Source organism: Actinomadura chibensis NBRC 106107 (genome assembly GCF_001552135.1).
Classification (GTDB): domain Bacteria; phylum Actinomycetota; class Actinomycetes; order Streptosporangiales; family Streptosporangiaceae; genus Spirillospora; species Spirillospora chibensis.
Map to the genome: position 1 here is coordinate 140,827 of NZ_BCQP01000025.1, position 10,282 is coordinate 151,108.

The 10,282-nt window shown below is 75.6% G+C and carries 10 protein-coding genes; 8 read left to right on the forward strand and 2 right to left on the reverse strand.

Features of this window, described 5'->3' with window-relative positions:
* Positions 1–139: 139 nt before the first annotated feature.
* Genes ACH01S_RS45010 through ACH01S_RS15320 form a run of 3 tightly spaced genes read left to right on the forward strand, consistent with a single transcriptional unit; the run spans position 140 to position 2,732 of the window.
* Positions 140–1,081, forward strand: a complete 942-nt coding sequence (locus tag ACH01S_RS45010; RefSeq protein WP_157406286.1) for a hypothetical protein — start codon at positions 140–142, stop codon at positions 1,079–1,081.
* Positions 1,081–2,424, forward strand: coding sequence for a S8 family peptidase (locus ACH01S_RS15315; protein ID WP_083980714.1), 1,344 nt, complete (start codon positions 1,081–1,083; stop codon positions 2,422–2,424). Before ACH01S_RS45010 ends, ACH01S_RS15315 begins: the two co-directional genes overlap by 1 nt.
* On the forward strand, positions 2,424–2,732 hold the full coding sequence (locus tag ACH01S_RS15320) for an MGMT family protein (RefSeq protein WP_067891322.1): 309 nt from the start codon (positions 2,424–2,426) through the stop codon (positions 2,730–2,732). Before ACH01S_RS15315 ends, ACH01S_RS15320 begins: the two co-directional genes overlap by 1 nt.
* Here the strand turns inward: ACH01S_RS15320 and ACH01S_RS15325 are convergent.
* Both ACH01S_RS15325 and ACH01S_RS15330 read right to left on the reverse strand, forming a co-directional pair.
* Positions 2,729–3,499 (reverse strand): DUF1275 family protein, encoded by a 771-nt coding sequence (locus ACH01S_RS15325; protein WP_083980704.1) that lies wholly within the window; start codon positions 3,497–3,499, stop codon positions 2,729–2,731. The two genes, ACH01S_RS15320 and ACH01S_RS15325, sit on opposite strands and share 4 nt — an antisense overlap.
* A gap of 8 nt (positions 3,500–3,507) precedes the next feature.
* Entirely contained in the window at positions 3,508–5,100 is a 1,593-nt protein-coding gene (locus ACH01S_RS15330; RefSeq protein WP_067891326.1) for a hypothetical protein, read from the reverse strand.
* A 256-nt stretch (positions 5,101–5,356) separates the two neighbouring features.
* Between ACH01S_RS15330 and ACH01S_RS15335 the strand changes: the two genes are divergently transcribed.
* The 5 genes from ACH01S_RS15335 to ACH01S_RS15355 form a co-directional block, all read left to right on the forward strand.
* The gene (locus ACH01S_RS15335) at positions 5,357–6,988 is read left to right on the forward strand and encodes a gamma-glutamyltransferase (protein ID WP_067891330.1); all 1,632 of its coding nucleotides are present in this window, start codon (positions 5,357–5,359) and stop codon (positions 6,986–6,988) included.
* Between the two features lie 16 nt (positions 6,989–7,004).
* Complete coding sequence (locus ACH01S_RS15340; protein WP_067891332.1) at positions 7,005–8,438, forward strand: aldehyde dehydrogenase family protein; 1,434 nt, start codon at positions 7,005–7,007, stop codon at positions 8,436–8,438.
* Between the two features lie 35 nt (positions 8,439–8,473).
* Positions 8,474–9,181, forward strand: a complete 708-nt coding sequence (locus ACH01S_RS15345) for an iron-containing redox enzyme family protein (RefSeq protein WP_067891335.1) — start codon at positions 8,474–8,476, stop codon at positions 9,179–9,181.
* Entirely contained in the window at positions 9,178–9,525 is a 348-nt protein-coding gene (locus ACH01S_RS15350; protein ID WP_218010268.1) for a Rieske (2Fe-2S) protein, read from the forward strand. Before ACH01S_RS15345 ends, ACH01S_RS15350 begins: the two co-directional genes overlap by 4 nt.
* A partial coding sequence (locus tag ACH01S_RS15355; protein WP_169809268.1) for an NAD(P)/FAD-dependent oxidoreductase occupies positions 9,522–10,282 on the forward strand: 761 nt, incomplete at its 3' end. The genes ACH01S_RS15350 and ACH01S_RS15355, both read left to right, overlap by 4 nt.

Genomic DNA, 10,282 nt, shown 5'->3' on the forward strand with positions numbered 1-10,282 from the left:
TCCCACCGCACAACCTTGCCATGCGCCGCCGCATTCCCGAACGTCGCCCGCGCCGTATCCCCGTGGGACCGGCCCCGGACGCCCCCCTCACCCCGTTGTCAGGGCGGAATGTCGCGAAGCACAGTTAATCTTGACTGTTGTGGCGTTCCTGCCCCCCTCCGAGCAGCCGCATCCGCCGCGGCCACCGCAGCAGCCCGGCATGCCCGCCGGCCCGTCCGGCGTGCCCTTCGCCGGGGGCCCGCCGGGGCCTCCGCCATGGGCGCCGCCCGGCCCGCCGCGCCCGCCCGGCCCGCCCGCCCCGCCCGCTCCGCCCGGCCCGCCGGGACCGCCGCCGCTGACCGTCCTCGGGCTCCGCGCGCGGCAGTGGATGGTCGTGGCGCTCGTCGTGGGGTGCGCCTACCTGCTCACCACCGGCGTGTCCCTCACCGGCGCGTGGACGACGCTCAACCGCGAGCCGACCAGCGCCGAGCTGCAGATCGCCGCGAACAAGGAGGTCGCGCGCCGCTGGGAGGCGTGGCCCGCGCGGCGCATCTTCCCCGACCGGATCACCTACCAGCCGATGGCCGGGCAAAGCGAGTACGCGACGCGGACGGGCATCGTCCCCGACACGGCCTGCGCGCAGGGCGTGGACGAGGAGATCGCGAACACGATCGGCAGGCACGAGTGCCGGGCCGTCCTGCGCGCCACCTACGTCGACCAGCTCCAGGGCATCGTCGTCACCGTGGGCGTCGTCGCGTTCCCCGACCCGTGGAAGGCCGACCGCGCCTACAAGGAGCTGCCCGGCGCGCAGGGCCCGGACGGGACGGGCACCGTCCGCCCCGCCCTGCACGCCGCGCCGTTCCCCGGCACCGCGTCCGCGCGGTTCACCGACGACGCCCGCCAGGACCGGACGATCGACCGCGGCGGCCCCTACGTCGTCCTGACGACGTCCGGGCAGGTCGACGGGCGGCCCGCCGCCGCGGTCAAGAAGGAGCGGCCGGGCGAGCCGTTCGCGCTGTCGCCGCAGCTCGGGCACACGATCGCGCGGTCGCTGTCGGCGAAGTCCCTGCCGGACTGCGACGACCCGCTGTGGCGGTGCTGATGCGCGGGTCCCCGAGGCGCCGGGTCAAGACGGCGGCCGCCGCCGGCGCCGTGGCGCTCGCCGGGACGTGGCTCGCGCCCGTCCCCGCGCGCGCCGACGAGGTCCGCGACCGGCAGCGGCCCGTCCTGAACCTGCTCGGCATGAACGCCGCCTGGAAGATCACCAAGGGCCGGAACGTGACGGTCGCCGTCGTCGACTCCGGCGTGGACGCCGGCCAGGCCGACCTCACCGGGTCCGTCATCACCGGCCCGAACATGCTCGCCGAGATCGACGCGGGGACGAAGCCGAAGCGGCTGCACGGCACCGGGATGGCGTCGCTGATCGCCGGGCACGGGCACGGCCCCGGCGGCCGGGCCGGGATGATCGGGATCGCGCCGGAGGCCCGCGTGCTGGCGATCCGCGCGATCGGCGAGCCGGAGGACAAGAGCTACCTCAGCTACCGGACGTCCGACAAGGCCGAGGGCGCGGTCGCGCGCGGCATCCGCTACGCCACCGACCACGGCGCCGACGTGATCAACCTGTCGCTCGGCAAGGACGAGGAGGTCGCCGACGAGCGCGCCGCCATCGGCTACGCGATCGGCCGGGGCGTCGTGGTCGTGTCGGCGGTCGGCAACGACGGCGACGACAAGCGCTCCCTGGACGGGGACGGCTTCGCGCCCTACTCCTACCCGGCGTCGTTCCCCGGCGTGATCGCCGTCGCCGCGACGCAGCCGGGGCACGAGCGCGCGCCGTTCTCCAACCGCAACTTCTCGGTGGTCGTGTCGGCGCCGGGGGACGGCCTGCCCGTCGCCGCGCCCGGCGGCCAGTACTTCATGAGCAGCGGGACGAGCGACTCCAGCGCCCTCGTGTCGGGGATCGCCGCGCTGATCCGGGCGAAGCATCCGAAGATGGCCCCGGCGCTGGTCGCGCAGGCGCTGATCCAGAGCGTGAAGAACGGGCCGTCCGGGCGTTACGACGCGAACGTCGGGTTCGGCGAGGTGCACGCGGCGCGGGCGCTGGCCGCCGCCGACTCGCTGGCGTCCGCCCAGGGCGGCGAGTCGCCCGGCAAGCCCGAGGGGCGGCGGTTCGGCGCGGCCGACCCGGGGCCCGTGGAGATCATCCAGCGGCCCGGCTGGGTCCGCCCGCTGATCATCGCGCTGCTGCTCGGCGGGATCGGCGGGGCGGTCGCGGCGGGGGCGATCGCGCTGGCGTTCCGGCGCCGCCACCCCCGTCCGGCCGACGACCCGCCGCTCGGGCCGGGCGCCTCGCCGTTCCCGCCGCGTCCCGGGGCGCAACCGCCGTATCCGCGCCGGTTCGGCCCGCCGCCGGGCCCGCCCGCTCCGCCGCCGCTAGGGTCGCCGTGATGTTCGCCGAACCCGACGAGTACGCGGAGGCCGTCCTGGACGCGGTGGAGCGGATCCCGCCGGGCCGCGTCCTCGCCTACGGCGACATCGCCGAGCTGCTCGGACGCGGCGGCCCGCGCCAGGTCGGGCGCGTGATGTCGCTGTACGGCGGCGGCGTCCCGTGGTGGCGGGTCGTCCGCGCCGATGGCAGGCCGCCGGACGGCCACGAGGTCGAGGCGCACGAGCAGTACCGCGTGGAGGGCACGCCCCTGCGCCCGGACGGCCGCCGCGTCGACATGGCCCGCGCCCGCTGGGCGGGCGCGCCCTAGCCCGTCCGCGCGCCGTGCAGGCGGAACGCGCCCGCGATGACGGCCGCGAGCACGAGCGGGCTGAGCGCGGCGGCGGCGACCGGGGCGTCCGCCATCAGGGCCCCGGACACGGCGGCCCCCGCGGCGAGGCTGAGGATCACCGAGGTGCGCAGCCCGGCCGCGCCGCCCCGGCCGACCGCGAGGGCGCCCATCATCGAGGTCAGCGTGCCGGTGACGAACGTGGTGGTGATCCCGTCCGCGGCCAGGCTGCGGGCGGCGGCGGTCTGCGCGCCCATCGCGGCGGACGACAGCGCGATGAGCGCGACCAGCGCGCCGCCGCGCGGCCCCGCGCCGGACAGCGCCCAGCCCGCGAGGAACACCGCCTGCAGCGCGAGGACGACGCCGAGCACGGCGGTGACGCGCGGCGGCCACACGCGTCCGGGCGCGGGACGTCCGGCGACGGCGAACCCGGCGAGCAGGCCGAGCGCGAAGGCGAGGGTCGCGGCGCCGCAGCGGACGAGGTCGGCGCCGTGCGCGTCGCCCGCCGCGAGCCCGAACAGGACGATGTTGCCGGTCATGTTGGCCGTGAAGACCTTCTCCATGCCGAGGAACCCGACGGCGTCGGTGGTCCCGGCGCCGAAGGTGAGCAGGACGAGCAGCACGGCGCGCAGGCGCGCCGGGTCCCCCGCCGCCGCGGGCGGCGCGGCGGCGGGGGCCGGATCGTCGGACGGCGCGGACGGCGCGGACGACTCCTCGGACGGCGCGGACGGCGTGGACGGCGCGGTCAAGGCGCTCCCTAGTAGATGACGAGCCCGACGACGGTGGCGACCGCCAGCCCGGCGATCACCGGCAGGAACGAGCGCCGGACGAGGTCGAGCACCGGCACCCGCGCGAACCCCGCCACCGCGAGCAGCGACGACCAGGCGATGAGCACGCCGCCGCCGGACCAGACGCAGCCCATCTGCCCGATCGCGGCGAGCAGCGCGGGGTCGACGCCGGACGCCGGGCCGAGCGACCCCGACAGCGACCCGGTGAGCGGCAGCCCGGCGAACCCGGACCCGTCCAGCCCGGTGATCATGCCGATGATCAGCACGCCGAACCCGACGACGTACTGGCTGTCGGGGATGCCGTCCTGCATCCGGGTGACGATGTCGAACAGGAAGTTCGGCGCCGCCTTCCCCTCCGCGAGGCCCATGATCTTCCCGGCGAAGTCGGCGTTGCCGATGAAGAAGAACCCGGCGATCGGGAGGACCACGCCCATCGCCTTCACGGAGAAGACGAGGCCGTCCACGATGTGGTCGGCGCAGCGCTCCAGGCTGCTCCGGCCGTCCCGCGCGATCGTCGCGGACAGCATCAGGGCGGTCGCGACGCCGCCGACGAGCGCGGCGGCGTCCCCGCCGACGACCTCGGGCACGAGCCCGGTGAACTTGCCGAGCATCATGTAGCCGACCAGCCCGACGAGGACGAGCGGGACGAGCGTGGCGAACGCCTTCGAGCGCCGCGGGCAGTCCGCGCCGGGCTCGGGGCCGTCGCCCAGCGACGACAGCGCCTGCCGCGTCATCGCGTCGCCCGCGCCGCCCCCGGACCCGCCGCCGGATCCCGACTCGACGACGGCCACCGGCCCGTCCCCGCCGCCCGCCGCGACGGCCTCCGGCTGGAGGCGCCGCGCCACCAGCACCCGGATGAACGACCGGCGCGGCGCGGCCGCCGCGGCCTCCGACTCTCCGGCCTCCCACCGCTCCAGCAGCACGGGGTCCGGCTCCTGGTACTCCGAGCGGGTCATGAGGTAGCCGAGGACGAGCGCGACCCCGCCGGTGATCAGCGACAGGACGAGGGACTTGTCGGCGACCGACCCGGTGTCCACCCCCGCCGCCTTGGCGGAGATGCCGGGCGCGACCTGGATGACGTAGTCGCTGGACAGCGCCATGCCCTGCCCGGCGATCGCGATCGCGACGCCCGCGCTGAGCGGCGGCAGCCCGGCGGCGATCGCGGCGGGCAGCAGGATCGCGCCCATCAGCGGCACCGCCGGGGTCGGCCAGAAGAACAGGCTGATCAGGTACGTGACGGCGGCGAGCACCCAGAACGCCGAGTGCCCGGACCGCATCACGATCCGGAACGGCTCCACCATCCGGCGGTCGGCGCCGAGCGCGCGCAGCGACCCGAGCAGCGCCGTCACCAGCGCGATGATCAGGAAGATGCTGAACAGCTCGGTCGCCGCGGTGAGGCTCGCGTTGAAGATCGACTCCAGTCCCGTGACGAAGTTCCCGGTGAACACCCAGGCGGTGAGGAACGTCGCGGCGACCGCGGGGATCACGACGTTCTTGCGGGCGATCATCACGGCGACGATGAGGATGATCCCGGACAGATAGATCCAGTGAGCGGCTCCCAAAGCGCGCCCCCTCCCTGTACGCGCACCCGGTCAAGGCCGACGGGCGCAACGGTTGCAGAGAATGTGCTCGATCGCTCCGGGACGGGCAATGAGGAACGTGCACACGACGTGCTTGGTCATTTTGTGCACCATGCCGAGCCCCCGGGTGAGGAACCGGCGACGCCGCCGCCCGATGTGCAGGGTGCCCAAGGAATTCGCTCGATTCCCGGCGGTCGGTCCGTATCGGCCCTGATGGCGGCCGCCGAGACTGGGCGGCATGTCAGCAGCGAACGCCCCGGACGCGGCCGGTTTCGGACTCCCCGGACGCGGCCCCGCCGTCGCGTCCGGCGGGATGGTCGCGGCGGGCCACCCGGCGGTGAGCCTGGCCGGGGCGCGCGTCCTCGCGGCCGGCGGCAACGCCGTGGACGCCGCCCTCGCGATGGCCGCGCTCTCCTGGCTCGCCCTGCCTGGGCAGTGCGGCGTCGGCGGCGACGCCTTCGCGCTGCTGCGCCGCCCGGACGGGTCCGTCGCCGCGTTCGGCGGCAGCGGCTTCGGCCCGGACGGCGGCGAGCCCGCCTTCTACCGGGACCGCGGGCTGGCCGCCGTCCCGCTGGAGGGGGCCCTCGCCGTCGCCGCGCCCGGCGCGGTCGCCGCGCTCGCCGCCCTGCACGCCGACTCGGCGTCGCGGGGGCTGCCCGAGCTGTGGGCGCCCGCCGTCGCCGCCGCCGAGGACGGCCTGCCCTGCACCGCGAAGACCCGCGCCGACATCGCCGAGCACCGGGACGCGCTGTCCCGCGACCCGGGGGCGGCGGAGGCGTTCCTGCCGGGCGGGCGCGTCCCGCGCGTCGGGGAGCCGCTCGTGCGGCGGGACCTCGGCGCCGCGCTGCGCCGCCTCGCCGCCGACCCCGCCGACCTCTACGCGGGCGTGCTCGGCGAGCGCGCGGTGGACGCGCTGGTCGCCGCGGGCGCGCCGTTCTCCGGCTACGAGTGGACGGCGACCGCCCGCTCCGTCCCCGAGGACGCCCTGACCTGCACCTACGCGGGCCGGACGGTGCATCTCACGCCGCCGCCCACGCCGGGCTGGATGGTGGCGCAGCAGGCGGGCCTGTGCGACGGCGCGCTCGGCGGCCTGCCCTGGCTGGCGGCGGCGGCCGTGCACCGGATGGCGGCGGCCGCGCGCGTCGCGTTCGCCGACCGGTTCGCCGGGTGCGGCGCGGACAGCGACCACTGGCGCGGGCTGCTCGCCCCCGCCGCGCTGGCGGCGGCCCGCGCGCGGCTCGACTCCGGCGAGCTGCCGGGGCCGCTTCCCGTGCCGGTCCCGGCGGGCGGCGACACGACCTCGATGGTCGCGGTGGACGCGGACGGGCGCGCCGTCAGCCTCATCCACTCGCTGGCCTTCACGTTCGGCGCTCGGATGACCGTGCCGGGGACGGGGATCGTCCTCAACAACCGGCTCGGCCGCGGCGCCTACCTGATCGACGGGCACCCGAACGAGGTGCGGCCGCGCCGCCGTCCGCTGCACACGCTGAACGCCTGGCTGGTCACCGATGCCGCGGGCCGCCTCCTGCACGTCGGCAACACGCCGGGCGGGGACGGCCAGGTCCAGTGGAACGCGCAGCTTCTGTCGCACCTGCTCGACCACGGCCACGACCCGGCGACGGCCGTGGCCGCGCCGCGCTTCACCGTCCATCCGGGCAGCGACGCCGACGTCCTCGGGCGCCCGCCGGAGCTGCGCGTCGAGTCGCGGCTCGGCGCGGCCCGGATCGAGGCGCTGGGCGCGTCCGGCCACCGGGTCGTGGTGCAGGGCGCGTGGGACGCGGGCGGCGGCGCCCAGATCGTGTCGGTCGCGGACGGCGCGCTGCTCGGCGCGTCCGACCCCCGCCAGGACGGAGTGGCCCTCGGTGTCTGAGCACGAAGGACGAATAATGCACAAGGGCCGGAACTGGATCGGCGGGGAATGGGTCCCGGCGGCCGACGGCGCGACGTTCCTGCGGCGCAATCCCGCCGACCCCGAAGACGTCATCGGCGAATTCCCCGATTCGTCGCCCGCCGACGTCGACGCGGCCGTCTCCGCCGCCGTCGAAGGCGCCCGGGAATGGTCGGCCGCCCCCGCCGGGAAGAGGGCGGACGTCCTCGAAGCGGCGGCGCGGTGGCTGGAGGAACGCGCGGGCGAACTCGTCGTCGAACTCGTCCGCGAGGAGGGGAAGACCCGCGCCGAGGCGGCCATGGAGATCTCCCGGACTCCCCGCAACCTCCGTTTCTACGCCGCCGAGGCGCACCGCATCACCGGTCGGAGCTTCCCGGCGGACGACGGCGGAATCGTCTACACGCGGCGGGAGCCCGTGGGCGTCGTCGGCGCCATCACGCCGTGGAACTTCCCGCTGAACATCCCGTCCCGGAAGGTCGGGCCCGCGCTCGCGGCGGGCGACGTGGTGGTGCTCAAGCCGAGCCCGGTCACACCGCTGCTGGCGCAGCGGCTGGTGGAGGCGCTGCTCGCGGGCGGGCTGCCGCCGGCGGCGATCGCGCTCGTGCACGGCGGCGCGCGGGCCGGGGCGGCGCTCGCGGCGGACGACCGGGTCGCCGCCGTGACGTTCACCGGCTCCACGGCGGCGGGGCGGTCCGTGCACGCCGCGGCCGGGCCGTCGCGCCGGGTCCAGCTGGAGATGGGCGGCAAGAACCCGGTGGTCGTCCTGGACGACGCCGACCTCGACCGCGCCGCGCGGATCATCGTGAAGGGCGCGTTCGGGCTGTCCGGGCAGGCGTGCACGGGGACGAGCCGGGTCGTCGCGCACGGCGCCGTCCACGACGAGCTGCTCGACCGGGTCGCCCGCGCCGCCGAGGCCCGGGTCGTCGGGGACGGCCTGCGCGACGGCGTCGACATGGGCCCGCTCGCCGCCGACTTCCAATTGGCGAAGTTCCTCGACTACATCCGGATCGGCGAGGCGGAGGGCGCGAAGCTCGTCACCGGCGGGCGGCGCCTCGACGGCGACGGCTTCTTCGTCCGCCCGGCGGTCTTCGAGGGCGTCGCCCCGGACATGCGGATCGCCCGAGAGGAGATCTTCGGGCCGGTGCTGGCGTTCCAGCGGGCGTCCGGATTCGACGAGGCGGTCGCCCTCGCCAACGGCACCGGATACGGCCTCTCCGCCGGGATCGTCACCCGCGACCTCGACCGGGCGCTGGAATTCGCGCGGCGCTCCGAGAGCGGACTCGTCAAGGTGAACCAGCCCACGTCCGGAATGGCGATGACGGTCCCCTTCGGCGGGCTCAAGGACTCCAGTACGCAGACGTTCAAAGAGCAGGCCGGGCCGTCGATGATGCTCTTCTACACGCAGGAGAAAAGCGTCTACATCTCACCGTGAGAAATTCTGATCAGGAAAAGGAAGGGAGCGGTAAAATGGCAGAGCTGATGTCAAGGGACGATTTCCGCGCCGAGCTGGAGAACGCCATCAAGGGCCGCGAGGCCAAGAACGCCTCGTTCAGCAGGGCGTGGGCCGAGGGCGAGCTGAAGCGGGAGCACTTCGCCCGCTGGGCCGAGAACCACTACCACTACGTGGGCCCGTTCGCCGACTACCTCGCCTACGTCTACGCCAACACCCCGGACGAGTTCACGGGCGCCAAGGACTTCACGCTCCAGAACATGTACGAGGAGGAGCTGGCCGACATCCGGCACACCGACCTGCTCATCCGGTTCGCCGAGGCGTGCGGCACCACCCGCGAGCGCGTCGAGAACCCGGACAACATGAACGCCGTCACGCGCGGCCTCCAGGCGTGGTGCTACTCGATCGCGATGCGCGAGCACTTCGTCGTCGCGACCGCCGCCCTCGTCGTCGGGCTGGAGTCGCAGGTGCCGGGCATCTACCGCAAGCAGATCGTGCCGCTGCGGGAGGTGTACGGGTTCACCGAGGACGAGATCGAGTTCTTCGACCTGCACATCACGTCCGACGTGGTGCACGGGGAGCGCGGGTACCAGATCGTCCTCGACCACGCCGACACGCCGGAGCTCCAGCAGCGCTGCCTGCGGATGTGCCGGTGGGGCGCGGAGATGCGGTTCTCCTACACGCAGGGCCTCTACGACGCCTACGTCAGGCCCGACGCCCCGTGAGCGGACCGGTGGGCCCGCGGGTCGGCGAGTGGGTGCACGCCGCCCCGCTCGCCGAGGTGCGCAGGCGCCGCCGCCTCGCGGTGACCGTGGCGGGACGGCGCATCGCGCTGTTCCTCGTCGGCGGCGACGTTTACGCGCTGGACGACACGTGCGTCCACAAGCAGCGGTCGCTGTCCAAGGGCGCGGTGCTGAACGGGCGGGTGATCTGCCCCGGCCACCAGTGGGTGTTCGACCCGGCGACCGGCGCGGTCGAGGGCCGGGACGAGTGCCAGCCCGTCCACGCCGTCCGCGTCGACGGCGACGCCGTGTACGTCGCCGTCCCGCCCCAGGGGGAGGAACCGTGATCGAGTCGGTCGTCGTGGCGGGGGCGGGGCAGACCGCCGCCGTCGCGGCCCGCACGCTGCGCCGCCGCGGCTTCGACGGCCGCGTCACGCTGGTCGGCGCCGAGGACGACGCCCCCTACCAGCGCCCGCCGCTGTCGAAGGAGTACCTCGCGGGCGGGCAGGACCGCGCCGAGCTGTGCCTGCTCACCCCCGACTGGTGCGCCGCGAACGACGTGGAGCTGCGGCTCGGCGTCGCGGCGGCGGCGGTCCGCCCCGCCGAGCGGGCCCTTGAGCTGGCGGACGGGACGTCCGTGCGCGGCGACGCCCTCCTCATCGCGACGGGCGGCCGCCCCCGCGAGCTGCCAGGCGTGCGGGGCGACCGCGTCCGCCACCTCCGGACCGTCGCCGACGCCGACCGGCTCCGCGCCGACCTGCGCCCCGGCGCGCGGGTCGCGGTGATCGGCGCGGGCTTCATCGGCTGCGAGGTCGCGTCGACGGCGCTCGCGCGGGGCGCGCACGTCACGGTCGTCGAGCGGGCGGGACGGCCGCTCGGGCACGTCCTCGGCGACCTGATGGGCGACGTCATGGCCGCGCTGCTCCGCACGAACGGCGTGGACCTGCGCACGGGCGAGACCGTCGAGCGCTACGCCGAGACCGCGTCCGGGGCCGTCCTCACCACCGGCTCCGGGACGGTCCTGGAGGCGGACGTGGTCGTCGTCGGCGCCGGGATGGTCCCGAACGTCGAGCCCGCCGCGGGCGCCGGGCTCGACACGGCGGG

Coding starts and splice junctions, on each gene's coding strand:
- ACH01S_RS15335 (WP_067891330.1), top strand. CDS start 5,357: ATGTCAGCAGCGAACGCCCCGGACGCGGCCGGTTTCGGACTCCCCGGA.
- ACH01S_RS15340 (WP_067891332.1), top strand. CDS start 7,005: ATGCACAAGGGCCGGAACTGGATCGGCGGGGAATGGGTCCCGGCGGCC.
- ACH01S_RS15345 (WP_067891335.1), top strand. CDS start 8,474: ATGGCAGAGCTGATGTCAAGGGACGATTTCCGCGCCGAGCTGGAGAAC.
- ACH01S_RS15315 (WP_083980714.1), top strand. CDS start 1,081: ATGCGCGGGTCCCCGAGGCGCCGGGTCAAGACGGCGGCCGCCGCCGGC.
- ACH01S_RS15320 (WP_067891322.1), top strand. CDS start 2,424: ATGTTCGCCGAACCCGACGAGTACGCGGAGGCCGTCCTGGACGCGGTG.